The organism is Pengzhenrongella sicca (assembly GCF_017569225.1).
Classification (GTDB): domain Bacteria; phylum Actinomycetota; class Actinomycetes; order Actinomycetales; family Cellulomonadaceae; genus Pengzhenrongella; species Pengzhenrongella sicca.
On sequence record NZ_CP071868.1, the window covers coordinates 1,261,663 to 1,285,166 of the forward strand.

At 71.7% G+C, this 23,504-nt stretch carries 23 protein-coding genes, 2 tRNA genes and 1 pseudogene; 15 read left to right on the plus strand and 11 right to left on the minus strand.

Annotation, left to right across the window (positions count from 1 at the left end):
• The first annotated feature begins 101 nt into the window (after positions 1-101).
• The gene (locus J4E96_RS05700; RefSeq protein WP_227425674.1) at positions 102-464 is read left to right on the plus strand and encodes a DUF4913 domain-containing protein; all 363 of its coding nucleotides are present in this window, start codon (positions 102-104) and stop codon (positions 462-464) included.
• Positions 465-1,083: 619 nt separating this feature from the next.
• On the opposite strand, the gene J4E96_RS05705 is transcribed toward J4E96_RS05700, so the two are convergent.
• Positions 1,084-1,608, minus strand: a complete 525-nt coding sequence (locus J4E96_RS05705; protein WP_227424809.1) for a hypothetical protein — start codon at positions 1,606-1,608, stop codon at positions 1,084-1,086.
• Between the two features lie 456 nt (positions 1,609-2,064).
• Between J4E96_RS05705 and J4E96_RS05710 the strand changes: the two genes are divergently transcribed.
• A complete protein-coding gene (locus J4E96_RS05710) occupies positions 2,065-2,205 on the plus strand; it encodes a hypothetical protein (RefSeq protein ID WP_227424810.1) in 141 nt (46 codons plus the stop codon).
• Complete coding sequence (locus J4E96_RS05715) at positions 2,202-2,564, plus strand: hypothetical protein (protein WP_227424811.1); 363 nt, start codon at positions 2,202-2,204, stop codon at positions 2,562-2,564. Before J4E96_RS05710 ends, J4E96_RS05715 begins: the two co-directional genes overlap by 4 nt.
• Before the next feature lie 53 nt (positions 2,565-2,617).
• Here the strand turns inward: J4E96_RS05715 and J4E96_RS20385 are convergent.
• The 3 genes and pseudogenes from J4E96_RS20385 to J4E96_RS05725 form a co-directional block, all read right to left on the minus strand.
• Positions 2,618-2,815: pseudogene (locus tag J4E96_RS20385) on the minus strand (putative immunity protein); the annotation flags it as partial.
• Positions 2,816-2,871: 56 nt separating this feature from the next.
• Positions 2,872-3,345: a DUF6194 family protein gene (locus J4E96_RS05720; RefSeq protein ID WP_227424812.1), complete on the minus strand. Its 474-nt coding sequence runs from the start codon at positions 3,343-3,345 to the stop codon at positions 2,872-2,874.
• 183 nt (positions 3,346-3,528) lie between these two features.
• Positions 3,529-3,602: transfer RNA gene (locus J4E96_RS05725), tRNA-Gly, on the minus strand.
• Between the two features lie 140 nt (positions 3,603-3,742).
• Between J4E96_RS05725 and J4E96_RS05730 the strand changes: the two genes are divergently transcribed.
• The 7 genes from J4E96_RS05730 to J4E96_RS05760 all read left to right on the plus strand — a co-directional run bounded on the left by J4E96_RS05730 (position 3,743) and on the right by J4E96_RS05760 (position 9,862).
• Positions 3,743-3,816 (plus strand) — tRNA-Pro (locus J4E96_RS05730).
• An 86-nt stretch (positions 3,817-3,902) separates the two neighbouring features.
• On the plus strand, positions 3,903-4,946 hold the full coding sequence (locus J4E96_RS05735) for a glycosyltransferase (protein ID WP_227424813.1): 1,044 nt from the start codon (positions 3,903-3,905) through the stop codon (positions 4,944-4,946).
• Between the two features lie 157 nt (positions 4,947-5,103).
• Positions 5,104-6,525: a trigger factor gene (gene tig / locus J4E96_RS05740; protein WP_227425675.1), complete on the plus strand. Its 1,422-nt coding sequence runs from the start codon at positions 5,104-5,106 to the stop codon at positions 6,523-6,525.
• 169 nt (positions 6,526-6,694) lie between these two features.
• Positions 6,695-7,318: an ATP-dependent Clp protease proteolytic subunit gene (locus J4E96_RS05745; RefSeq protein ID WP_319637747.1), complete on the plus strand. Its 624-nt coding sequence runs from the start codon at positions 6,695-6,697 to the stop codon at positions 7,316-7,318.
• A 58-nt stretch (positions 7,319-7,376) separates the two neighbouring features.
• Positions 7,377-8,072 carry an ATP-dependent Clp protease proteolytic subunit gene (locus tag J4E96_RS05750; protein WP_319637748.1) on the plus strand — a complete coding sequence of 232 codons (696 nt, stop codon included), beginning with the start codon at positions 7,377-7,379 and terminating at the stop codon, positions 8,070-8,072.
• A gap of 199 nt (positions 8,073-8,271) precedes the next feature.
• Positions 8,272-9,555, plus strand: a complete 1,284-nt coding sequence (gene clpX, locus J4E96_RS05755) for an ATP-dependent Clp protease ATP-binding subunit ClpX (protein ID WP_227424814.1) — start codon at positions 8,272-8,274, stop codon at positions 9,553-9,555.
• A gap of 4 nt (positions 9,556-9,559) precedes the next feature.
• A complete protein-coding gene (locus J4E96_RS05760) occupies positions 9,560-9,862 on the plus strand; it encodes a chorismate mutase (protein WP_227424815.1) in 303 nt (100 codons plus the stop codon).
• A gap of 9 nt (positions 9,863-9,871) precedes the next feature.
• On the opposite strand, the gene J4E96_RS05765 is transcribed toward J4E96_RS05760, so the two are convergent.
• Positions 9,872-11,689 carry an AMP-dependent synthetase/ligase gene (locus J4E96_RS05765; RefSeq protein WP_227424816.1) on the minus strand — a complete coding sequence of 606 codons (1,818 nt, stop codon included), beginning with the start codon at positions 11,687-11,689 and terminating at the stop codon, positions 9,872-9,874.
• Positions 11,690-11,946: 257 nt separating this feature from the next.
• Between J4E96_RS05765 and J4E96_RS05770 the strand changes: the two genes are divergently transcribed.
• The gene (locus J4E96_RS05770; protein ID WP_227424817.1) at positions 11,947-13,146 is read left to right on the plus strand and encodes a baeRF2 domain-containing protein; all 1,200 of its coding nucleotides are present in this window, start codon (positions 11,947-11,949) and stop codon (positions 13,144-13,146) included.
• Here J4E96_RS05770 and valS read toward each other — a convergent pair whose 3' ends face one another.
• Positions 13,147-15,858 (minus strand): valine--tRNA ligase, encoded by a 2,712-nt coding sequence (gene valS / locus J4E96_RS05775; RefSeq protein WP_227424818.1) that lies wholly within the window; start codon positions 15,856-15,858, stop codon positions 13,147-13,149.
• Positions 15,859-15,927: 69 nt separating this feature from the next.
• Positions 15,928-17,640: a metallophosphoesterase gene (locus J4E96_RS05780; RefSeq protein ID WP_227424819.1), complete on the minus strand. Its 1,713-nt coding sequence runs from the start codon at positions 17,638-17,640 to the stop codon at positions 15,928-15,930.
• 146 nt (positions 17,641-17,786) lie between these two features.
• On the opposite strand from J4E96_RS05780, the gene J4E96_RS05785 reads away from it, so the two are divergent.
• From J4E96_RS05785 to J4E96_RS05795, 3 genes are read left to right on the plus strand one after another with little or no spacing between them, the layout of a single operon-like run.
• Positions 17,787-18,791 carry a TIGR03557 family F420-dependent LLM class oxidoreductase gene (locus J4E96_RS05785; protein WP_264466188.1) on the plus strand — a complete coding sequence of 335 codons (1,005 nt, stop codon included), beginning with the start codon at positions 17,787-17,789 and terminating at the stop codon, positions 18,789-18,791.
• Positions 18,788-19,603 (plus strand): coenzyme F420-0:L-glutamate ligase, encoded by an 816-nt coding sequence (locus tag J4E96_RS05790; RefSeq protein ID WP_227424820.1) that lies wholly within the window; start codon positions 18,788-18,790, stop codon positions 19,601-19,603. The genes J4E96_RS05785 and J4E96_RS05790 overlap by 4 nt, the downstream gene beginning before the upstream one ends.
• 16 nt (positions 19,604-19,619) lie before the next feature.
• On the plus strand, positions 19,620-20,327 hold the full coding sequence (locus J4E96_RS05795; RefSeq protein WP_227424821.1) for a formylglycine-generating enzyme family protein: 708 nt from the start codon (positions 19,620-19,622) through the stop codon (positions 20,325-20,327).
• Between the two features lie 17 nt (positions 20,328-20,344).
• Here the strand turns inward: J4E96_RS05795 and J4E96_RS05800 are convergent, their stop codons facing one another.
• The 3 genes from J4E96_RS05800 to J4E96_RS05810 form a co-directional block, all read right to left on the minus strand.
• Positions 20,345-21,010 carry an HAD family hydrolase gene (locus J4E96_RS05800; protein WP_227424822.1) on the minus strand — a complete coding sequence of 222 codons (666 nt, stop codon included), beginning with the start codon at positions 21,008-21,010 and terminating at the stop codon, positions 20,345-20,347.
• A complete protein-coding gene (locus J4E96_RS05805; protein WP_227424823.1) occupies positions 21,007-21,327 on the minus strand; it encodes a putative quinol monooxygenase in 321 nt (106 codons plus the stop codon). Before J4E96_RS05805 ends, J4E96_RS05800 begins: the two co-directional genes overlap by 4 nt.
• Positions 21,328-21,456: 129 nt before the next feature.
• Positions 21,457-22,026: a GNAT family N-acetyltransferase gene (locus J4E96_RS05810; RefSeq protein WP_227424824.1), complete on the minus strand. Its 570-nt coding sequence runs from the start codon at positions 22,024-22,026 to the stop codon at positions 21,457-21,459.
• A 102-nt stretch (positions 22,027-22,128) separates the two neighbouring features.
• Here J4E96_RS05810 and J4E96_RS05815 point away from each other — a divergent pair, with 102 nt between their 5' ends.
• Positions 22,129-23,103: a squalene cyclase gene (locus tag J4E96_RS05815; RefSeq protein ID WP_227424825.1), complete on the plus strand. Its 975-nt coding sequence runs from the start codon at positions 22,129-22,131 to the stop codon at positions 23,101-23,103.
• Here J4E96_RS05815 and J4E96_RS05820 read toward each other — a convergent pair.
• The gene (locus J4E96_RS05820) at positions 23,100-23,465 is read right to left on the minus strand and encodes a VOC family protein (protein WP_227424826.1); all 366 of its coding nucleotides are present in this window, start codon (positions 23,463-23,465) and stop codon (positions 23,100-23,102) included. The genes J4E96_RS05815 and J4E96_RS05820 overlap by 4 nt on opposite strands.
• Positions 23,466-23,504 lie beyond the last annotated feature (39 nt).

Below are 23,504 nucleotides of genomic sequence, written 5' to 3' on the forward strand. Positions count from 1 at the left end.
AGGCCGCGGCCGCGGCCGCGGCGGTGGTGACCGAGTAGGTCCAGGCCAACGCCGCACAAAAAGTCGCTGCAGACCCTGGCGACGATCCGATCGAGCCCGGGCTGTACTACGGCAGCTTCGACGAATTTGTGCGCGAGTACCTACGCAACGTCTACCGCCGGCGCATCGACGGCCGGCACCGGTACTGGGCAGGCGAATGGTGGCGCTACGACGAGGCCGTGATCCGCCTCGAAGCCCTGTGGCGAGATTGGGAGCACCTACGCCAGGACCCCGCCACCGGCATGAGCGTCTGGTGGCGCGACCACGCCGACCACCACATGGCCGCCCTGATGGACCCCGACGGGCCATTCGCGCTCGCTGGGGAAGGGGAGGCCAACACATCCTGGAAGGGCGATCCGCCGCCCTACACCGCCCCGCCCGAGGGAATGTTCCCCGACGTCCGTCAGGAACCGGCCCTTGGCTGACGACGGCTTCCTACCCAACGACACCCCTCAAAGATGAAAAGGCAGAACCCTCACACTCAAATCAGAGTCAACGAAGTTGCGTCGAACACGTCGAGACCTGCACGCGCGCGGACGCGATTGCAACCACCGGGTCAAAGTTGGGGGCATCGTTCACGAAGTTCGACGTAAAACGCGTGGGCCCCCGACCTTTTGGTCGGGGACCCACGCGTCACGGTGCGACACAGAAGAGTTCATGCTGTGGAATTGCGGTGTTCGAGACCCTCGCGGCCTTCGAAACCCTCATGTCTGCACATGCTCCAGTACCCAACTCCAATGCGTGCTCGACCGGCGATCAAGCGGCCGTGTTGTCGCCTATGTATGCTCCGTATCTGATGGTGCCTCGCCCCCGCGCCCAATATTTCTACTGCTGCTGCGCCGGGACTTCAACCATGACCTCAATGCGTACCCAACGATGAACACAGCAAGCAGAATCCAAAAGCGAGACCACTGCGTAGAAATCACGACCAACTCGGAAATTGCCGTCAGGCCGAGAGCAAACACAAGCTCGAATATCAGGCTTGGTCCTGGGCTCCGTTTCATCAGGTTTTCCCCTTCCGCTCAGGAATCGAACGCTTTCAGTCTAGCCGAATATGAGAGCACGAAGGTAATTCCCTACTCCACCAGCAATCCATACCACGACCATGCAGGCGGTCCCATTCGCGTCGCACCACTCCACGAGGTCAGCGGGGTTGGGGCCCGTCTGGCCTGCCACCTTAAGTTGGAGCATGTTGACCTTAGAAAGTCGAGATCCGTCCAGGTACTCGTAGAACCAGCCGTAGCAGTTGGACGGACTATTGTTCGTCCAGACCATCAGCCCGCTACTCCCTTCCTCGCAGTACGAGTAGTAGTCACCCGTTCCGTTCGCAACGAGAGGTGACGCTGACGCGGTTGCTGCGGAATCCCGGATTTCAAAGGCTTGGATTGCTTGCTCAATTTGCGAGCCGGTGGCACCAGCCGGTGCGATCTGCATTGCGGTAATTCCCGCTTCACTCACCACTGTCGAGTCTGGTACGGGCTCCGGCGCCGCGTTTGCCACACCTGATAGCGACATGGACAGAATCCCTGCCAATGCGATTGTCGAGATGAACTTGTTGCGAGTGTGCATTGCTGTTCTCCTATCGAGATCGGAATCTCGTACGCCGCACAGACGAGCGGTATTTCAGGTGGGGCCTGCTTTCGCAGTTGTTTTGCCAAATCGCGCGCGACGTTGCGGCCTGCGATACATGCTGGCGTTCGATGCGATCTTTACAGTAGTAAGTCGCAGCAGTAAGCCCATTCGGAATTAGGGGCCAGATGATGAAGTAATAATGACTCTATCACGCGGTCACAAAAGTCATTACCAGGTCGCCTCGATGAGCGAGCAGCCGGGAACCGCCGCAACTGTCATGGAGCCCCCGGCGACGCTCGACCCTGATGCGCAGGCGGTACTCGAGCGGCTCAACGCCGGCCAAGGGCATGAGGCGGCGCGCGCGAGGTCCCCGGTACCGAACAGCATCGACGCGAGTCGCGTCCGACAGACGCCACAGCCGGGCACAGAGCGCGGCCCGGAGCGATAGGGGAGGTGCCCAGCCTCGCCGAGGAGACGGACGGGATCGAGGGAGCCGTCGAGCGTCAACTGCGGGTGTTGGTGACCGCTGCCGGCCAGATCGGGAAGCGGATCGCGTGGGCGGCGAGGAAGCGCGACGCCGCTCGCAGGCAGTGAGCGAGCAGGAGGCCCGTGAGCTGACGTCGCGCCTGGCCGCCGAGCAGCGCGCCGCACGAACCGAGCTGGCTGGGGTGTACCGCTCGGACTGGTGGGACCGGGCGATCGCCGCAGAGATCGCGAACACCTGGCAGTTGGCACGGGAGTGGTCGGGGGAGGACCCCGAGGCGGTGCGCGCCGAGGCGCGGATGCGGGATGAGCTGCGCGCCCGCTACGGCGTCGACGTCGACGTCGACGCTGCGAACACCGACCCAGCCGCCGTCCGAGTCGCACGCCGGGCGCGGCACCGGTGGGGGAGTCGGAGCAGGCGAAGGCGTGGTTCGCCGAGAGCGATCTCGAGCGGCTCGCCCGCTAGCTGACCACGAACTCGGGCCCGCGTTTTCTGCATTGATTCGCGTGCTGCCGCGTGTGCGGCGTAGGTAGCTTCCCGCGCGGTGGTCATGTCGACCTCGCCTCGGGCCCACTGGCGTGCCGTCGCGATCGCCCACGCTGGGCGCTCGTCGCCGGGCCGGGACGCGGCGAAGATATGGATGACGTGGTCCGCGCAGTCCGCAGCCGACATTGCGAGCGCGCGGTGGGTCGGGTCGTCGAGCGACCCTCCGCGACGCATGGTGACGAAACGTGGGTCGCGGTTGCCGGCGTAAGGCTGCGGCGACCTGGTGGTAGTCACGTGCTGGCCGGGTCGATGCGGTGGTCGTGGCGGGCGCGGGCAGCTCGATATGCGGACGCGAGCAGCTCGAGGACCCTGTCCGTGGTTCGTTCGGCGGGGTTGACCACGGCGACCCAGGCGAGGTGCCCGTACACCGGATGCGCGAGGAGGAGATCCGGCGTGCTCGGGTCGACGTCGCGTGTTGGCTGCATCCGAGGGTTGTGGCCGGTGACCGCGGCGAACTCGGTTGCTCCGGCGTGGATGTTCACGCGGAAGGTGCCCGGGGTATCGAGTCGGGACCTGGTGTCGTCGGGGTAGTCCTTAGTGACGATCGTTGCGAACGGCTGCCCATTCGGGACCACCCCGTCCGGGGCGTAGTAGAAGAAGGCATCGCCCCAGGCGATATTGGGGGTGCCGTCGCCGGGTTGCGGTCTGAGTATCAGGACGCCAGGCAGTCTGTCCACGTACTCGATGATGTCCTCGATGCTCATGTGTTCTAGCGTGACATTCATGCGCTCGTGGAGACTTGTGAGCAGCCACGCGAGGCGGGAGCAATGAGAAGTCCCCAGGCTGGCTTACGCACTGTTGATGTCGCTCGACGGGTCGGCTGCTCGGTCCAACACGTGCAGCGCCTGTCAAGTTGGCTGTTGACCTGCGAATACATGGACTATTGCTGGAGCGGGTGAGGAGAATCGAACTCCCGTAGCCAGTTTGGAAGACTGGTGCTCTACCATTGAGCTACACCCGCACGGCCCGACCATGGTCGGATCAGCGACCCAAGGTTAGCCGGTTGCGGGACCGGCGTGTGACATGCCGCGACCGGTTCGGACGGCGGCCGCTGGTTGCCGCATCAGCCCACATGGGTCGGCACTAGACTCACGCCCTGCACGGGATGTAGCGCAGGTTGGTAGCGCGTCCGCTTTGGGAGCGGAAGGTCGTGGGTTCGAATCCCGCCATCCCGACTCCGTATCTCGTCGATCGTCGGATGCCCCTGGTGACTCGGGCCCGCGACGCCGCGGGCCGCCCCGACGCCTGCGAGGTACCCCGCATGAGCACCATCCTGTTCACCGTGACGCCGATCTCGGGTCGCGTTCGCCCGGCCCTACCGATCGCGCGTGAGCTCGCCGCCGCCGGGCACCGCGTGCTCTGGTGCGCGTCGCCCGAGTTTGCCGGCGCGGCCTCCTTCGAGGCGGAAGTCGTTGCCCACGCCCCTGAGGTCGTCGTCGCGGACGCCGACTCGCCCGCCAGCGTGCTCGCCGCCCGCGCGCACGGCGCCGCGACCGTTGTCGTCACCGCCTCTTCCCCAGGCCTGCCCCGGGCCGTCGGCCGCTTCCTGCGCCACGGCGCCCGCCGCGGGACCGACGGCGTCGTCGCGGACCGGTTCCTGGTCGCGAGCATTCCCGAGCTCGACGACCCGCGGAGCGACCTGCCGCCCCACGCTGAGCACATCGGCGCGGTGGCACCCGCCGGCGAGGGCCCGTCGCGCCGGCCCGCGTGGTGGGCCGACGTCGCCTCGGCGCGCGCGGTCGGCCGCCCGGTCGTCCTCGTGGCGCCCGACGACGGCGCCCCGGGCGCCGCCTCGCTCGTGCGGTCCGCCGTCCAGGCCCTCGCAGACGACGACGTGCTCGTGCTGGCAGCGGCCGCGGGCTTGCCCGCCGAGCGGCCCGCGAACCTCCGGGTTGCCGCCGAGCTTCCGCTCGAGGAGGTCGTCGCCGACCTCGACGTGCTCGTCACGACCGGCGGCCTCGGCGCGGCGCAGCTCGCGCTCTCGCACGGCGTCCCCGTCGTCGTCGCGGGCCGGGGCCCGGACGCGGCCGACGTCGGCGCGCAGGTGGCGCGCGCCGGCGTCGGCGTGTGGCTGCGGGCCGGGCGTCCGACGCCCGCGCAGGTGGCCACCGCGGTGCACGGCGTGCTGGCCGGGCTCGGCATCCGGCGGCGCGCGGAGGCGATGCCCGCCGCCTTCGCGCGCTATGGCGGTGCGCGCCGGGCGGCGGAGGTGATCGCCGCGCTAGCCGCCGAGCGGGCGGCGGGCGAGGCCACGCGGGACCGCATCGGCGCCGACCGCGGTTTTGGCGGTGCGGGCGCCCTGTGACGTACCATCGATGGGTTGCGCGCGCGGGTCAACCATGCCCGCTCGCGCCGCTGCGGGCCGCGAGCACGGGTGCAACCTCTCGCCGCACGGCCCGCGTCACGCGACCTCCGGCCGGCATCCCCGGCTGATCCCGCCCGAGCAGTTGGAGATCATCGAAGTGAAGAGCGCTGTCGAGACCGTGGACGCCACCAAGGTCAAGCTGACCGTCGAGGTGCCGTTCGCCGAGCTCAAGCCGAGCATCGATCACGCCTATGCGCACATCGGGGGCGAGATCAGCGTTCCCGGTTTCCGCAAGGGCAAGGTTCCGCCGCGCATCGTCGACCAGCGCGTCGGCAAGGCTGCCGTGCTCGAGCACGCGATCAACGACGGGCTGTCCGGCTTCTACAGCGAGGCCGTCCGCGAGAACAAGCTGCGCCCGCTCGGCCAGCCCGAGATCGAGGTCACGCAGGTCCCCGACCTCACGAGCACTGACAGCGAGCTGCACTTCGTCGCGCAGGTCGAGGTCCGCCCCGAGATCGAGATCCCGGCGCTCGACACGCTGAACGTCGTCGTCGACGACGTCACGGTCACCGACGAGGACGTCGCGGGTCGCCTGGACGCGCTCCGCGAGCGCTTCGGCACCCTGGTCGGCGTCGACCGCCCCGCGAACGAGGGCGACTTCGTGGTCCTCGACCTCGAGGCGACCGTCGACGGCGAGCAGGTCGACAACGTCAGCGGCATCAGCTACCAGATCGGCTCGGGCAACATGCTCGAGGGCCTCGACGAGGCGCTGACCGGCCTGTCGGCGGGGGAGACCACGTCGTTCACCGCGCCGCTCGCCGGTGGCGAGCACGAGGGCGAGGAGGCGCAGGTCACCGTCACGGCGACCACCGTCAAGCAGCGCGACCTGCCCGCCGCGGACGACGACTTCGCTCAGCTCGCGAGCGAGTTCGACACCCTCGCCGAGCTCGACGCGGACCTGCGCGAGCAGGCCTCGGCCGCCAAGGCGTCCGGGCGGGCCGTCCAGGCGCGCGACGCGCTCCTGGAGCAGCTCCTCGCGGCCATCGAGATCCCGGTCCCGGCCGGCGCGATCGAGACCGAGGTCGTGCGCCACCTGGAGTCGGAGAACCGCCTCGAGGACGCCGAGCACCGCGTCGAGGTCACGGAGCAGGCCACGACGGCCCTGCGCAACCAGATCCTCCTGGATACCCTGGCCGAGAGCCTCGAGATCAAGGTCAACCAGAACGAGCTGCTCGAGTACCTCGTCAGCGCCTCGCGCCAGTACGGCATGGACCCGAACACGTTCATCAAGACGATCGATGAGCAGGGCCAGGTCCCGGCCATGGTCGCCGAGGTCGCCCGCTCCAAGGCGATCGCCGTCGCGCTGCGCCGCGTGAGCATCGCCGACGCGTCCGGTTCGGCCGTCGACCTGTCCGAGTACATCGGCTCCGACTCCGACGACGCCGCGACGGACGCGATCCAGGCGAGCATCGACGCGGCCACCGCCGAGGGCGACGACGAGGCCGTCGTCGCTGGTGACGTCGTCGCGGCGGACGACGCCGACATCGTCTTCGACGACGAGACGCCCGCCAAGGCCTGACCGGCCGGGGTCAACCACCCCTGTCCAGCGTGCTGCGCCGTCAGCGAAAACTCCCCCACGGGGGACGTTCTCGCTGACGGCGCGGCGTTATGGTCACTGCACACGCACGGCGGGCGGACCCCTTCAGGGGACCGGCGGCGGGCACAGTTTTCAGAATGAGGGAGCCTTGGTGAACAAGCAGATGCCGATGACTGCGCGGGCCGACGGCGCGGGCCTGGGACTCAACGACCACATCTTCAACCGGCTCCTCAAGGAGCGCATCATCTGGCTCGGATCCGAGGTTCGCGACGAGAACGCGAACGCGATCTGCGCGCAGATGCTGCTGCTGGCGGCGGAAGACCCGAACAAGGACATCTTTCTCTACATCAACTCGCCCGGCGGCTCGATCACGGCCGGCATGGCGATCTACGACACGATGAAGTTCATCCAGCCCGACGTCGCGACCGTGGCGATGGGCATGGCCGCCTCGATGGGGCAGTTCCTGCTCTCGTCGGGCACCAAGGGCAAGCGTTACGCGACCCCGCACGCCCGCGTCATGATGCACCAGCCCTCGGGCGGCATGGGCGGCACGGCCACCGACGTGCGCATCAACGCGCAGCTCATCCTGCACATGAAGTCGGTCCTCGCCGAGCTGATCGCCGAGCAGACCGGCAAGACCCCGGAGCAGATCGCCGCCGACTCCGACCGCGACCGCTGGTTCACCGCACCCGAGGCACTCGAGTACGGGTTCGTGGACCACGTCGTCACCCACGCGGGGGCCGTGGCCGGCGGCGGCGGGACGACCGGGTCGTGACCGACCTGACGGTGCTGCCCGCCGACGTCGCCGCCATGCAACAGAACGAGGAGAACCCGTGAGTATCGAGTCGCAGTACATCTCCAGCGCCACCCGCCTCGCCGGCGGGCACGCGCTGCCCTACGGGGCCCCGACCGGCCGGTACGTGCTGCCTCAGTTCGAGGAGCGCACCGCGTACGGGTTCAAGCGTCAGGACCCCTACACGAAGCTGTTCGAGGACCGCATCATCTTCCTCGGCGTGCAGGTCGACGACGCGTCCGCGGACGACGTCATGGCCCAGCTGCTGGTGCTCGAGAGCACCGACCCGGACCGCGACATCATCCTGTACATCAACTCGCCCGGCGGCTCGTTCACGGCCATGACGGCGATCTACGACACGATGCAGTACATCAAGCCGCAGATCCAGACCGTCTGCCTCGGGCAGGCGGCCTCCGCGGCCGCGGTGCTGCTCGGTGCCGGCAGCCCGGGCAAGCGGCTCGCGCTCCCGAACGCGCGGGTGCTCATCCACCAGCCCGCGATGGAGGGTGGCGGGTACGCGCAGGCGTCCGACATCGAGATCCACGCGAACGAGCTCATCCGGATGCGGGAGTGGCTCGAGGAGACGCTCGCCAAGCACTCGGGTCGGTCCGTCGACCAGGTGCGCCAGGACATCGAGCGGGACAAGATCCTCACCGCCGCCGAGGCGATGGAGTACGGCTTGGTCGATCAGGTGCTCGCCAGCCGCAAGGCGTTGACGGTCGCGCTGCCGAGCTGATGCACGGTCACCACCGGCGCTGACCCGGTCGGCGAGCGCACACTGGCGGGACCGCGCCAGAGTGTTGCGGCTGACAGGGCGGCGCCGGTGGTGTGCAATGGGAAGATCGCGCGCCGCGTCTGTTCGCGGAGGCCGCGGGTAGCAGGCCCATCGCAGATGGGCGCACCACCAGGGACGTACCGAGGCAAAGGGGACGGCAGTGGCTCGCATCGGAGACGGCGCCGACCTCCTCAAGTGTTCGTTCTGCGGGAAGTCCCAGAAGCAGGTCAAGAAGCTCATCGCAGGCCCCGGCGTGTACATCTGCGACGAGTGCATCGAGCTGTGCAACGAGATCATCGAGGAAGAGCTCGCCGAGGCCACCGAGGTCGGCATGGTCGAGCTGCCCAAGCCGAAGGAGATCTTCGACTTCCTCGAGCAGTACGTGATCGGCCAGGAGCCGGCCAAGCGGTCGCTCGCGGTGGCGGTGTACAACCACTACAAGCGGATCCAGGTGGGCGAGGCGGCGCACGCGCCGGGCGGGACCGACGACGGCGTCGAGATCGCGAAGTCCAACATCCTGCTCATCGGCCCCACGGGCTGCGGCAAGACGTACCTCGCGCAGACGCTGGCCAAGATGCTGAACGTCCCGTTCGCGATCGCGGACGCGACGGCGCTCACCGAGGCCGGGTACGTCGGTGAGGACGTCGAGAACATCCTGCTCAAGCTCATCCAGGCCGCTGACTATGACGTCAAGAAGGCCGAGACGGGCATCATCTACATCGACGAGGTCGACAAGATCGCCCGCAAGAGCGAGAACCCGTCGATCACGCGCGACGTCTCGGGCGAGGGCGTCCAGCAGGCGCTGCTGAAGATCCTCGAGGGGACGACGGCGTCGGTCCCGCCGCAGGGCGGCCGCAAGCACCCGCACCAGGAGTTCATCCAGATCGACACGACGAACGTGCTGTTCATCGTCGCCGGCGCGTTCGCCGGGCTCGACGAGATCATCACCTCCCGCGCCGGCCGGCGCGGCATCGGGTTCGGGGCGTCGCTGCACTCGGCGGACGACCGCGACGTCTTCGGCGAGGTCATGCCGGAGGACCTGCTGAAGTTCGGGCTGATCCCCGAGTTCATCGGCCGCGTCCCCGTGATCACGACCGTCTCGCCGCTCGACCGCGAGGCGCTCGTGCGGATTCTCACCGAGCCGCGCAACGCCCTGATCAAGCAGTACCAGCGCATGTTCCAGATCGACGGTGTCGAGCTTGAGTTCGACGACGCGGCCGTGGCCGCGATCGCCGACCAGGCGCTGCTGCGCGGCACCGGCGCCCGCGGGCTGCGCGCGATCATGGAGGAAGTGCTCCAGCAGGTCATGTTCGACGTCCCCAGCCGCGACGACGTCGCGCGCGTGGTCATCTCCCGCGCCGTCGTCCTGGACAACGTTAACCCGACGCTGGTCCCGCGCGAGGCGCCCGTGCCCGCGAAGCGTCCCCGCGAGAAGAGCGCCTGAGCCGGTGTCCACCGGACGGCCGCTCCCGCCCGAGCTCACGTCGCTGCGCCAGAGCATCGACAACATCGACGCCGCGCTCGTGCACCTGCTCGCCGAGCGGTTCAAGGCCACGCAGCGGGTCGGTCACCTCAAGGCGGCCGAAGGCCTGCCCCCGGCCGACCTCGGCCGGGAGGCGCAGCAGATCGAGCGCCTGCGCCGGCTCGCGCAGGACGCGGGCCTCGACCCGGTTTTCGCCGAGAAGTTCCTCGGCTTCATCGTGGAAGAGGTCATCCGCCACCACGAAGAGATCGCCAGCGCGCGGCCCTGAGCCGACCCGTCAGCTCCCCGCCGCGGGGCCTGCCGTGCCGTAGATCGCGTCGACCTGCGCCGCGAAGTCGCGGATGACGGCCGCCCGCTTGACCTTCAGCGACGGGGTCAGGTAGCCGTTCGCCTCGGTGAAGTCGAGCGTCAGGACCGAGAGCTTGCGGATGGACTCCGCGCGCGAGACGGCCTTGTTCGCGCGCTCGGAGGCACGGTCCAGCGCCGCGAGCACGGCGGGGTGGGTCGCCGCCGCGGCGACGTCCATCGGGGGCAGCCCGTGGCTGCCCAGCCAGCCCGGCAGCATCTCGGCGTCGAGGGTGACCAGGGCCGCGATGAACGGACGCTGATCGCCGACGACGACGACCTGGCTCACCAGCGGGTGCCCGCGCAGGCGGTCCTCGAGCACGGCGGGGGCGACGTTCTTGCCGCCCGCGGTGACGATGATCTCCTTCTTGCGGCCCGTGATCGTCAGGTAGCCGTCGTCGTCCAGCGCGCCGAGGTCGCCGGTGCGGAACCAGCCGTCGACGTGCGCCTCTGCGGTGGCCTCGGGGTTGTTGTGGTACCGCGGGGAGACGTGGGCGCCGGCGGCCCAGATCTCGCCGTCCTCCGCGATGCGCAGCGACGCGCCCGGGAACGGCGGGCCGACGGTGCCGATGCGGGTGGCGCCCGGGCGGTTGACCGCCGTCGCGGACGTCGTCTCCGTCAGGCCGTAGCCCTCGAGGATGTTCAGCCCGATGCCGCGATAGAAGTGCCCGAGGCGCTCGCCGAGCGGCGCCCCGCCGGAGACGGCGAACTCGGTCCGGCCGCCCAGGGTCGTGCGGAGCTTGCTGTAGACGAGACGGTCGGCGACCGCGTGCTGCGCCCGCAGGGCGGGGGAGGCGCCGCCGGCCTGCGTCGCGCGGGAGTAGGTGATCGAGACCTTCGCGGCCCACCGGAACAGCCGCAGCTTCGCCCCGGTGCCAGCCTTCTGCTCGGCCGAGTTGTAGACCTTCTCGAACACGCGCGGCACGGCGAGCAGGAAGGTGGGCCGGAAGGACTGCAGGTCCGGCAGGAGGTTCTTGGTGTCGGGGGTGTGGCCGAGCACCGCGCCGGACGGGATGCAGAGCACCTCGATGAACCGCGCGAAGACGTGCGCGAGCGGCATGAACAGCAGCGTGCGGGAGTGCGGCTGCGCGCACACGTCGCCGAGTCCGGCGACCCCGTTGCACGTCAGCGACACGAAGTTGCCGTGCGTGAGCTCGACGCCCTTCGGCCGGCCCGTCGTGCCCGAGGTGTAGATGATGGTGGCCAGGTCGTCCATGCCGGCCATCGAGCTGCGGCGCTCGATCTCGGCGTCGGCGACCCCCGCGCCGCCGGCGACGAGCGCGGAGACCGCGCCCGCGTCGATGACCAGGACGGAGACCAGCCCGGGCAGGTCGGCGCGCACGCTCTCGACCAGCGCGGCGTGGGCCGGCGTCTCGACCACGATGACGCGGACGTCGGCGTCGGCGAGGATCCACTGCACCTGCTCGGCCGACGACGTCTCGTAGACGGGGACGCCGACCGCGCCGGCGGCCCAGATCGCGAAGTCGAGGAGCGTCCACTCGTACCGGGTGTGCGACATCAGGGCGACGCGGGCGCCGGGGGCGACGCCGAGCGCGACGAGGCCCTTCGCGACGGACGCGACCTCGGCGGCGAAGGCCCGCGCCGTCACCGGCGTCCACTTCCCGCCCAGGCTCGACTTGCGCTCAACGAGCGTGCCCTCCGGGGCCCGGGCGACCCGCTGCGCGAGCATCCCCGGGATGCTCGTGCTCTGGTCGACATCGATCAGGCTCGGTGAGCTGAACTCCAACATGCGTAGCGCTCCAGGTGATGGGGATTTATCTGCGACCTTATCGGGTCGGGGCGGGGCGCCCCACCGGCGCACGCGCCAGCCGAAGCTCGCCCGGACCTCGCCCGGGCTTCGCCCGGACCTCGCCCGGACCTCGCCCCGACATCCCAGCCCGCGGCCCGGGGGTGGCGCCGGGCCCCCGGGAGGCGGAAGGTGGAGGGGTTCACACCCGGCCGCGCGCGCCGTGGACCGGGTCCGTCTCGATTCCTAAGGCGCTGCGCATGAAGCTCTCGTGGCTCAAGCCCCTGCTCGGTCGTACCGGTCCGTTCACCACCGTCTACCTCGACGCCACGCGGGCGGACTCCGCCGGCGAGAACGAGGCGGCGGAGCGGTGGAAGGGACTGCGCCGGGATCTCGAGCATGCGGGCGCACCCGGCCCAGTGCTGGACGAGATCGGCGAGCGGGTCGCGCACCCGACGCGCGTGCCCGGCCCGCACGGGCGGGTGCTGATCGCGGACACGTCCGGGGTCCGGGTCGACCGGGTGCTGGCCGAGCCGCCTGCCCGATCGGTCGCCCGGCACGGCGACGTCCCGGACCTGCTGCCGGCGGTCCGGGCCGCGGACCAGTCGGTCGACTACCTGCTGGTCGAGGTCGACCGGCTCGGGGCGGACGTGTACGCGTGCGACCTCACGGGCCGGCTGGCCGGCGGCGCGCACGACGTCATCGAGGGCGGCCACGACGTCGTGCACAAGGTCCGCGAGGGCGGCATGTCGGACCGGCGCATGCAGACGCGCGCCGAGGACTCGTGGGAGCGCAACGCGGCCGTCGTCGCGACCGAGCTGGACCGCCGCGTGATGGTCCACGAGCCCGAGCTCATCCTCGTGACGGGGGACGTGCGCGCCGTCGCGCTCGTGCGCGACGCCCTCGGCCAGCGCGCGCGCGAGCTGGTGGCGGAGGTCCCGGGCGGGTCCCGGTCGACCGGCGTGAACGCCGGGGCCTTCGCGCTCCGGGTGCAGGCCAGCCTCGAGCAGTTCCGGGTGCGCCGGCGCGAGCAGGTGCTCGACGTCTTCCGGCAGGAGCAGGGCCGGGACGAGGCGGCGGTGACCGAGCTCGGTGACGTGCTCGAGGTGCTGCGCCGGGGGCAGGTCCGTGATCTCGTGCTCGCGGAGGCCCCCGCCGGCCAGGACTCGGAGCTCTCGCAGCGCACGGTCTGGGTCGGCCCGGACCCGCTCCAGATCGGGCTCGACCGCGACGACCTCACGGCCATCGGGGTGCTCGACGGCGCGCGCGAGCTGCCGGCCGAGATCGGCCTGGTCCGGGCGGCGCTCGGGCAGGACGCCGGGGTGACGTTCGCGATCGACGGCTCGGTCGAGCTGATCGGCGGCGTCGGCGCGGTGCTGCGCTGGTCCGACCCCGGCACCCCGAGCGAGTCCCTGGTTAGCCAGTCGGCCGACCAGTCGCGCCTGCGGACCGCCTTGTAGTCACCCGACCTGCTTGACCTTCGGCTCGGGCGGGAGGAGGTCGGCGAAGCGGACCGTGACGCCGTCGGCGCCGTCGGCGGTGGGCACGAGCAGCAGTTCGCCCTCGACCCGGCCGGCGGCGCGGACGTCGTCGGCCGCGAGCGCGACGAGGTCGAGCTGGTCGGCGGGCAGGACGAGCTCGGCGCGCGAGATCTTGGTGCGCATCGACGCCTTGGCCTCGGACTTGACCTTCCGGAGCGCGGCGAGTGCGGCGCCCGCGGCGCGGAGCGTGGCCGGGTCGGCGGAACCGGCGGCCGCGCGCAGCGGCGCGGCGACGGGCCACGGCGCGCGGTGGATCGAGCCCTCGTGCCACCACGACCAGACCTCTTCGGTCGCGAACGGCAGGATCGGCGCGAACAGCCGCAGCAGCGTCTCGAGCGCGAGCCCGAGCGCGGCCCGCGCCGACGCCGTCCCGACCGAGACCTCGGTCGCGCCGGCCCCGTAGGCCCGGTCCTTGACGAGCTCGAGGTAGTCGTCGCAGAACGTCCAGAAGAACGTCTCCGTGACCTCGAGCGCGCGGGTGTGGTCGTACGCGTCGAGCGCGGCGGTCGCGCGCTCGGTGACGTCGGCGAGCCCGGCGAGCATCGCGCGGTCGATCGGCTCGGTCACGAGCGCGGGGTCGATCGCGAGCGCGGCGTCGCCGCCGAACGTCAGCGCGAACTTGCTCGCATTGAGGATCTTGATCGCGAGCCGGCGGCCGATCTTCATCTGGCCGACCTCGAAGGCCGCGTCCGTCCCCAGGCGCGCGGACGCGGCCCAGTAGCGGACGGCGTCGGACCCGTGCTCCTCGAGCAGGCCGCGGGGCGTGACGACGTTGCCCTTGGACTTCGACATCTTCTTGCGGTCGGGGTCGAGGATCCAGCCGCTGATCCCGGCGTCCGACCAGGGCAGCACGCCGTGCTCGAGGTGCGAGCGCACGACGGTCGAGAAGAGCCACGTCCGGATGATGTCCTGTCCCTGCGGGCGCAGGTCCATCGGGAACACGCGCGCGAACAAGTCCGGGTCGCTGCGCCAGCCGCCCGCGATCTGCGGCGTGAGCGAGCTCGTCGCCCAGGTGTCCATGACGTCGGGGTCGCTCACGAAGCCACCGGGGATGCCGCGCTGGTCGGCGGAGTACCCGGCCGGCACGTCGCTCGACGGGTCGATCGGCAGGTCGGCCTCCGACGGCGTCAGCGGGGCGTCGTAGCGCACCTCGCCGTCGGCGTCGAGCGCGTACCAGACGGGGATCGGCACGCCGAAGAAGCGCTGGCGCGAGACGAGCCAGTCGCCGTTCAGGCCGCCGACCCAGTTGTCGTACCGCACGTGCATGAAGTCGGGGTGGAACGCGAGCTCGTCGCCCCGCGCGAGCAGCTCCTTGCGCAGCTCCTCGTCGCGGCCGCCGTTGCCGATGTACCACTGGCGGGACGTGACGATCTCGAGCGGCTTGTCGCCCTTCTCGAAGAAGTTCGCCTTGCGCTGGGTCGGCACTGGCTCGCCGTCGAGGTCCCCGCTCGCGCGCAGCGCGTCGACGACGACGGTGCGGGCGGAGAACGTCGTCTTGCCGCCGATCTCGGCCCACAGCGCGGCTGCCTCGGGTGCGGCGCCGGCGTCGGCCGCGAGCCACGCCGGGGTCTCGCGCAGGATCCGGCCGTCGCGGCCGAGCACCGAGCGGGCCGGCAGCTGCAGCTCACGCCACCAGACCACGTCGGTCAGGTCGCCGAACGTGCAGCACATCGCGATACCCGAGCCCTTGTCGGGCTCGGCGAGCCGGTGGGCGAGCACGGGGATCTCGACGCCGAACAGCGGCGAGCGCACCGTCGTGCCGAACAGGTGCTGGTAGCGCGCGTCGTCGGGGTGCGCGATGAGGGCGACGCACGCCGGCAGCAGCTCGGGGCGCGTGGTCTCGATGTAGATCGGGTCGACCGCTGCGCCGTCGGCGCCCGCGGGGCGGAACGCGACGCGGTGGAACGCGCCCGGGTAGTCGCGCGCCTCGAGCTCGGCCTGCGCGACGGCGGTCTGGAAGGTCACGTCCCACATGCCCGGGGCCTCGGCCTGGTAGGCCTCGCCGCGCGCGAGGTTGCGCAGGAAGGCCTGCTGCGCGACGGCGCGGGACTCGCCCGAGATCGTCTGGTAGTGGTGCTCCCAGTCGACCGAGAGGCCGAGGTAGCGCCACAGCGACTCGAACTCACGCTCGTCGGCGACGGTCAGCCGCTCGCACAGCTCGATGAAGTTGCGCCGCGCGATCGGCACCTGGTCGCCGGCGCGGGTGCTCTTGCCCTCGCCGCCGACGTGCGGCGGCGTGAAGTCGGGGTCGTACGGCAGCGAGGTGTCGCACCGGACGCCGAAGTAGTTCTGCACGCGGCGCTCGGTGGGCAGCCCGTTGTCGTCCCAGCCCATCGGGTAGAACACCTCGCGGCCCGTCATGCGCCGGTACCGCGCGACGACGTCCGTGTGCGTGTAGGAGAAGACGTGGCCGACGTGCAGCGAGCCCGAGACGGTGGGCGGCGGGGTGTCGATCGAGAACACCTGCGCGCGCGTGGCGGTGCGGTCGAAGGAGTACGTGCGCCCGCGCGACCACGCGTCGGCCCAGCGGTCCTCGAGCCCGTCGAGCGAGACCCGGTCGGGGACCTGCGGGCCGGCGCCCGGCGTGCCAGGTGCAGGGACAGGGGCGTCATTCGGTCGCAGGTCGGTCATGGTCAGCCATTCTCCCAGATCCGGCGGCGGGTCGAGGTCCGCCCGCGGCCCGGTGACGAGCGTCCGGGGTCAGGGGGTGCGGGCCACGACGTCGTCGATCAGGAGGCGGACGGGCGCGTTCCTCGCCGCGCTGGACAGGTAGGCGTTCACGCCAGGCGTCCCCGACACCTGCAGCGCCGCGGTCGCGTCGATCACGGAGGCGGTCCAGGTGGTGGGCTCCGGCTCGCTCGCGCGCCAGACCCGGGCCCGCAGGGTCGTCGGGGCCCGCCCGACGGCCTGCACCCGGACCCGCAGCAGGGTTCCCGCGGCGTAGGTCAGTCCCGGCACCGCGGCCGTGGCCCGCAGCACCGTCTCGGTCGTCTTGCCGGTCACCCGGGCGAGCCCGAGCGCGACCGTTCCCGTGGCGGTCAGCTGCACCTTCGCCCGGTACTCCCCGACGCCGGCGACGCGCCGGGCGCCCACCGCGACGTGCAGCCCGCTGCCCGTCGCGACCCGGTCGGCCGCGACCGTGAGGGCCAGGTCGGTGCTCGCCGACGCGACCGCGAGCGCGACGTCCCGGCCCGCGCCGGGAGCGGGCAGCCGGATGCGGCCGGCCCCGGCGGACACCGAGAAGTCGGCGGCCGCGCCGGTCGTGCGCCACGCGCCGCCCGTCTCGGCGGCCCCGAACCCAATCGCCGTCGTCCGGCTGAACGTGTCGGCCGCGAACGGGGGAGTACCCGGCGCGGTCGGGCCGATCGAGAAGGCGTCCGCGAACGTCCCGCCGCTGGCGCGCTCGAACCTCGCCGCGAGGGTCGTGGCGGTGGCCCGGAGGTCCAGGACGCCCCAGGTGGCCGTGGCGAGCCCCGACGCGGCCGCGAAGTACGGCGCCTCCGGATCGGTCGTGCTGACCGCGCGCTGCGTGATCCCGCCGGTGCCGACGGTCGCGAACACGGTGCCGGCGCCCTTGGTGAGGGTGGACGCGCCGCTCACGACGCAGTCCGCGTCGAACGTCGCGGGGGTCACGGCGGCGCAGCCGGGCGCGAGCGCGAGCTGCTTGGTGCGCTGGTAGAGGTGCTCATGGCCGGACAGGACGAGGTCGACCCGCTTGGACAGCAGCAGCTGCTGCAGGTCGGCCCCGGACTCGCATGCGTACTGCCCGACCGACAGGCAGGGCTTGTGCATCCCCACGACCACCCACGGGATCCCGGCCGCGCGGGCGCCGTCGATGGCGGCGGCGGTCCACGCGTACCGCGGGCTGCCGGCGGTGTACACGTAGTCGCCGTCGGGGAAGGTCAGCCCGGGCGAGATCAGCACGAGCCGCATCAGCGGGGCCTGCGCCGGCACGTCCACGTACCACTGGCGTCCGTAGGTCCCCACGAGCCCCGGCAGCCGGTTCGGCAGGCAAGCCGCGAACGCGTCGATGTTGCCGTTCACCCCGTTCGACTCGTGGTTGCCCGCGAGCAGCTCGAACGGGAAGGTCGCCCCGACGTGTTGGGTGACGAGGTCGCACCAGGACTGCTCGGCGCCCGCGACCCCGTACGAGAGGTCGCCGAGCGCGACGTGCAGGTCGGGCCCCAGCCGTGCGACGGTGCTCAGCACGGCCCGGACGTTGGCGCCGGTGCTGTAGTCGCCCGCGGTCGTGACGTGGACCGTCCCGTCGGCGGCGAGCGCGGCCGCAGCGCGGACGGCGTCGTTCGCGGCGGGCGGCGTCGCCGTCGACGACGCGGCCGACGGAAGCCCGGCGAGCCCGATCGCGAACGCGGCGCCGAGCGCGACCGCAAGGCTGGACAGGCGCCGACTCATGCTGACCTCCACCGGGCGGCGACGCGGCGCCGCATCGCCGCATTCATTGGTACCGCACCTGGCCTCGCAGCGGAAGCAGGCCGCGTCAGGGCGCTCGCAGTTAGGCTCCTCCGGGTGGGTTCAACGCGAGCGAGGGAGACACACCGGTGACGCAGGGTCTGACGGTCGGGTACGCGGCGATGCTCGAGCAGTTCCATCCGACGGAGGTCGTCGAGCTGTCGGCCTACGCCGAGTCGCAGGGATTCTCGGGCGTCATGGCGGCGGACCACTTCCAGCCGTGGGTGCCCGCGCAGGGCCAGTCCGCGTTCGTCTGGAACGTGCTCTCCGCGCTGGGCGAGCGGACCACGGGTGACCTCGGCCCCGGCGTGACCGCGCCGACGTTCCGGTGGCACCCCGCGATGGTCGCGCAGGCGTCCGCGACGCTCGCGGCGATGTACCCCGGCCGGCACTGGCTCGGGCTCGGCTCGGGCGAGGCGCTCAACGAGCACATCGTGGCCGGGTACTGGCCCGAGGCCCCGGAGCGGATCAATCGCATGTTCGAGGCGATCGAGATCATCAACAAGCTGTTCACGGCGTCGCTTGCCGGCAAGGACGTCAAACACTCCGGGCCGTTCTACAAGCTCGAGTCGACGCGCCTGTGGACCATGCCGGAGGTCGCGCCCGAGATCCTCGTCGCGACCGCCGGCCCCGTCACCGCCAAGCGGGCCGGCCGGCTCGCCGACGGGCTCATCACGGTCGGCGCCCCGCTCGAGAAGATCTCCGGGCTGTTCGGCAAGTTCGAGGACGGCGCACGCGAGGCCGGCAAGGACCCGTCGACGATGCCGCGCGTGCTCCAGCTGCACCTGTCGTGGGCCGATACCGACGAGCTCGCGCTCGTCAACGCGATGACCGAGTGGCCCAACGGGGGCATGAAGTTCCCGAAGGCCGACATCCGGTCGCCGTTCGACTTCGAGCAGATGGCCAAGCTCGTGCGCCCGGAGGACTTCGAGGGCCGCATGATCATCTCGGCCGACACCGACCGGCACCGCGCCGAGATCCAGAAGTACGTCGACCTCGGCTTCGACCGCATCTACCTGCACAACGTCGGCCGCAACCAGCGCGAGTGGATCGACGCGTTCGCGCGCGACGTGCTGCCCAACCTGGTGCGATGACGGTCGCCTTCGCGGTCGCCGCGCCGGACGGCATCCCCGAGGTCGCCGCGGGCGACGACCTCGTCGCGCTCGTGTGCGCCGCCCTGCGGGCCGTGGACTTCGGCGCGGGGCCGTCGCCGCTCGAGGACGGCGACGTCGTCGTCCTCACCAGCAAGGTCGTGTCCAAGGCCGAGGGGCGCTCGGTCGCGGCCGGCGACCGCGAGCAGGCGATCACCGACGAGACGGTGCGGGTCGTCGCGAGCCGCGAGCACCCCGGCGGGGTGACCCGGATCGTCGAGAACCGGCTCGGTCTCGTGATGGCGGCCGCGGGGGTCGACGCGAGCAACACCCCTGACGGGACCGTGCTCCTGCTCCCCGTGGACCCCGACGCCTCCGCGCGGCGGCTGCGCGCCGGGCTCGCGGCGACGCTCGGGGTACAGGTCGGGGTCATCATCTCGGACACGGCCGGTCGGCCGTGGCGCAACGGGCTGACGGACATCGCGATCGGGGCCGCCGGCGTGGAGGTGCTCGACGACCTGCGCGGCCAGCTCGACTCGTACGGCCGGCGGCTCGACTCGACGGTCGCCGCGGTCGCGGACGAGATCGCGGCGGCGGCGGAGCTCGTCAAAGGCAAGTCGTCGGGGCGGCCGCTCGCGGTCGTGCGCGGGCTGGGTCGGTACGTCACCGCGCACGACGGGCCGGGCGCCCGCGTCCTGGTCCGCACCAGCGCCGAGGACATGTTCCGCCAGGGCAGCGCCGAGGCGTACGCCCAGGGCTGGAAGGACGCGGCCGACGGCGCCGCACCGTCCGGCCCGCCCGTTCCGCAGGCCTGAGGTACGTGCGGCCGCCATGGATCCTGCAACCGACATGGTCGCGATCGCGCCCGGGCGGGTGACGCTGTCCGACCGGCGGACGCAGAGCACCTGGTCGATCGAGCTCGGGCCGTACGAGCTCGCGAGCGTGCCCGTGACCCAGGCGCTGTACGCGGCGATCACCGGCGCGCGCCCGAGCTCCGCGCCGGGAGACCTCCGGCCCGTGGAGGGCGTCTCGTGGCTGGACGCGGTGCGGTTCTGCAACGCGGCCTCCGCCGGTGCCGGGCTCGCACCCGCGTATCGCGTCGCGCCACGCGCGGGCGGCGCCGCGGGCGCCGACGCCGACGCCGACGGTGCCGCCGGCGTCGAGCTCGACCCGGCCGCCGGGGGATACCGGCTGCCGACCGAGGCCGAGTGGGAGCACGCCTGCCGGGCCGGCACGACGGGCCCGCGGTACGGCGAGCTCGACGAGATCGGGTGGTATCGCGGCAACTCGGGCGAGCGCAGCCACGACGTGGGCGGCAAGCAGCCGAATGCCTGGGGTCTGTACGACCTGCTCGGCAACGTGTGGGAGTGGTGCTGGGACGTGTACGACGCCGAGGTGTATGGCGAGTACCGCGTGCTGCGCGGCGGCGGCTGGTTCGACGAGCGCTGGAGCTGCCGGGCGTCGGTGCGCCGGCGTAGCCACCCGACCTTCCGGATCGACGACGTCGGGTTCCGGCTCGCACGTTCCCTCGCCCCGTAGCTCGGGGTGAGCTCAGCTCACGCCAGCAGGGCCGTCACGGCGGCCGGCAGGGCGGCCATGTCGGTGATCACGACGTCGGCCTCCCGGAGCTGGGCGGCGGGCGTGATCCCCCCCGCGAACCCGACGCACCGCATCCCGGCCGCGCGCGCGCCGGCGACGCCGTACTGGCTGTCCTCGACCACGACGCACCGGCCCGCCGGGACCCCTGACCGGCTCGCCGCGTGCAGAAACAGGTCCGGCGCGGGTTTGCCGCGGTCCACCTCGCTCGCGCTGAAGATCCGTCCCTCGAAGTGGTCCCACAGCCCGACGCGGCCGAGCGTGCGCCGCATCTTCTCGAGCGATCCGCTCGACGCCACGCAGGTGCGCAGGCCGGCGGCCGTGAGGGCGGCGATCGCGGCGGCCACGCCGGGCACCGCCTCGAGCCGTTCGTCGAAGGTGCGGGCGTACTCGCCGGCCCACCGCCGCTCCCAGTCAGCAGGAACCGGGTGGCCGAGGTGGTGCTCGATCGCGGCGAGGACGTCGGCGTCGGACCTGCCGAGAAAGCGCTCGACGACCTCGGCCTCGGTGATCGCCCACCCGAGGGCGCCGATCGCGCGCGCGTCGATCTCGACCGCCAGGCGCTCGCTGTCCACGAGCACGCCGTCGCAGTCGAAGATCGCCAGGCGGGGCCCGGGCCGGCTCACGCCAGCGCCGCCACCGCCGCCTCGGACGCGGCGTCCGGGACGAAGCGCTCCACCCGGGTCGAGGTGACCAGGCTCGAGACCGCGCGCAGGAACGACGCGACCTCGGGGCGAGCCTCGTGGGCGGCGTGCGCCGCGCGGTCACGGTAGATCTCGTAGAAGGCCCGGGCCAGCGGGGCGCCGTCGACGGCGTGGACCAGGTACAGCAGCGTGCCGGGCTCCAGGGTGCGGATGCCGGGCACCACCGCGGCGGCGAGGCGGTCGAACTCCGCCGCTGTGGCGTCGTCGGGAAGGTCGAACCGCACCGTGATCGCGAACATGCTGCTCCAGTCTGACGATGGGCCGCGCGACGACGGCGCGTGCGGGACGCGGATGCCCCGCGCGGCGGGAACGGGTCCGAGCGTAGGCGCGCTGGCCGCCGGTCGGCGGTCGGCCCGCGGGCGGCCGCCTCACGCGGTGCGCATGACGATCCGTGGCAGCTTGCTCGCGACGGCGTCGGTCGTTCCGACGGCGGTGAAGCCGGCCCGCTCGAACATCGCACGCGTGCCGACGAACGCCATCGTTGTGTCCATCCGCCCCGGCGGGTCGACCGGGTACGCCTCTACCGCGGGCGCCCCGCAGGACCTGGCGTACGCCACCGCCCCGTGGATCAGGGGGGTCGTGACGCCCTGCTTGCGGTGCCCGCCGCGGACGACGACGCACACGATGCTCCACACCGGCACGTCGTCGACGGGCCGGATCAGGCGCGAGTGCACGAGCCGCGGGATCTCGGCTCGCGGCCCGATGTTGCACCACCCGACGGGCGTGCCGTCAAGGTAGGCGACGACGCCGGGGGGATGCGCGCGCTCGCACAGCCGGCGCATCGCGGGCTCCCGCGCGCCGCCGCCGAGCTCCTGGATCTCGCGCGCCCGGAGCCGGTGGGACAGGCACCAGCAGTGGTCGGCGCGCCGGTTGGGGTTGATGACGTCCGCGAAGTCCTCGAACCTGTCGGGGGTGACGGGATGCACGGTCCAGGTCATCCCCCGATCCAAGCACCAAGCACCAGGCACCGACATTCGCCGCCGACATTCCCGACATTCTCCGCCGGGTGCGGGAGCCCGTCCGCGGCTAACCTGGCGCTCATGGGGCTCGACCCGGAGCTGCTCGACTGGCTGCTCGACAGCGACCCGGCGCTGCGCTGGGAGGTCGAGCGCGACCTCGCCGGCGCGCCGCCCGGGGTCTGGCGTGCCACGCGCGCCCGGGTCGCCACCGAGGGGTTCGGTGCGCGCCTGCTCGCGCTGCAAGACCCCGACGGGCAGTGGGCGGGCGGCGCGTTCTTCCCAGGTGGTTTCGACTTCGCGGCGTTCGAGGCCGCCGGGGCGGCGGGGCAGCCCTGGACCGCGACGACGTGGACGCTCACCACCCTGCGTGAATGGGGCCTGGACGCCGCGGCGCTGGCCGGCACGGCCGACAAGCTCGCCGCGAACAGCCGCTGGGAGTACGACGACCTGCCGTACTGGGGCGGCGAGGTCGACTGTTGCATCAATGCGTACACGCTCGCCAACGGCGCCTGGCTCGGGGCGGACGTCGCCGGGATCGCGCAGTGGTTCCTCGACCACCGCTTGGCCGACGGCGGCTGGAACTGCGCATGGGTCGACGGCTCGACCCGCTCGTCGTTCCACTCGACGCTCAACTCCGTGAAGGGGCTGCTGGCCTACGAGGCCATGACGGGGGAGGGTGGGCCGCTACGCGCGGCCCGCCTGGCCGGCGAGGAGTACCTGCTCGAGCGCGGGCTGCTCCGCCGGCTGTCGACCGGCGAGCCCGTCGCGACGTGGGCGACCCGGTTCGCCTACCCGTTCCGCGGGGTCTACAGCGCGCTCAACGCGGCCGAGCACTTCCGGGCCGCGGCGCAGCACAACAACGTCGCGCCCGACCCCCGGCTCGCGGACGCGATCGGCCTCATCCGCTCCCGCCGGACCGCGGACGGACGCTGGTTGCAGGAGCATCGCCACCCCGGGTCGGTCTGGTTCGAGGTCGACGTGCCGCCCGGCGAGCCGTCCCGGTGGCTCACGCTCTTCGGCACGCGCGTCCTCGCGTGGTGGTACACCGCTGCCTAGGCGCGGTCGTGCAGGGTGAGCTGGTAGCCGTCCGGGTCGACGAACGTGAACGTCCGTCCGAAGGGACCGTCGACCGGCGGCGAGACGATCGGCACTCCGGCCGTGACGAGCGCGTCGTGGATGCCCTGGGTGTCCGACGCGTGCAGCCACAGCGCGATCCCCAGGCCTGGCTGCGGCGTCGAGTCCAGGTCCACCCCGGGCACGAGGGCGCGGACGGCGAACGCCACCGGCTTCGTGTCGAACACGACGGCGTGCGGGGGGCCCTGGATGCGCGCGAGCCCGAGGTGCCGCTCGTAGAAGGCGGCGGATCGCTCGAGATCGCGCACCTGCAGGGAGATGAAGTCGGGTCCGGTCGCGGTCATGGGTGTGCTCCTCGGGGCTTTTGGGGATGTCAATACGTT

Bases quoted from the DNA above. Each gene is read 5' to 3' on its own strand.
- J4E96_RS05705 (WP_227424809.1), bottom strand. From the start codon at position 1,608: ATGCACACTCGCAACAAGTTCATCTCGACAATCGCATTGGCAGGGATT.
- J4E96_RS05790 (WP_227424820.1), top strand. From the start codon at position 18,788: ATGACGGTCGCCTTCGCGGTCGCCGCGCCGGACGGCATCCCCGAGGTC.
- J4E96_RS05765 (WP_227424816.1), bottom strand. From the start codon at position 11,689: ATGTTGGAGTTCAGCTCACCGAGCCTGATCGATGTCGACCAGAGCACG.
- J4E96_RS05795 (WP_227424821.1), top strand. From the start codon at position 19,620: ATGGATCCTGCAACCGACATGGTCGCGATCGCGCCCGGGCGGGTGACG.
- valS (WP_227424818.1), bottom strand. From the start codon at position 15,858: ATGACCGACCTGCGACCGAATGACGCCCCTGTCCCTGCACCTGGCACG.
- J4E96_RS05720 (WP_227424812.1), bottom strand. From the start codon at position 3,345: ATGAGCATCGAGGACATCATCGAGTACGTGGACAGACTGCCTGGCGTC.
- J4E96_RS05805 (WP_227424823.1), bottom strand. From the start codon at position 21,327: ATGTTCGCGATCACGGTGCGGTTCGACCTTCCCGACGACGCCACAGCG.
- J4E96_RS05820 (WP_227424826.1), bottom strand. From the start codon at position 23,465: ATGACCGCGACCGGACCCGACTTCATCTCCCTGCAGGTGCGCGATCTC.
- J4E96_RS05810 (WP_227424824.1), bottom strand. From the start codon at position 22,026: ATGACCTGGACCGTGCATCCCGTCACCCCCGACAGGTTCGAGGACTTC.
- J4E96_RS05770 (WP_227424817.1), top strand. From the start codon at position 11,947: ATGAAGCTCTCGTGGCTCAAGCCCCTGCTCGGTCGTACCGGTCCGTTC.
- J4E96_RS05815 (WP_227424825.1), top strand. From the start codon at position 22,129: ATGGGGCTCGACCCGGAGCTGCTCGACTGGCTGCTCGACAGCGACCCG.
- J4E96_RS05780 (WP_227424819.1), bottom strand. From the start codon at position 17,640: ATGAGTCGGCGCCTGTCCAGCCTTGCGGTCGCGCTCGGCGCCGCGTTC.
- J4E96_RS05735 (WP_227424813.1), top strand. From the start codon at position 3,903: ATGAGCACCATCCTGTTCACCGTGACGCCGATCTCGGGTCGCGTTCGC.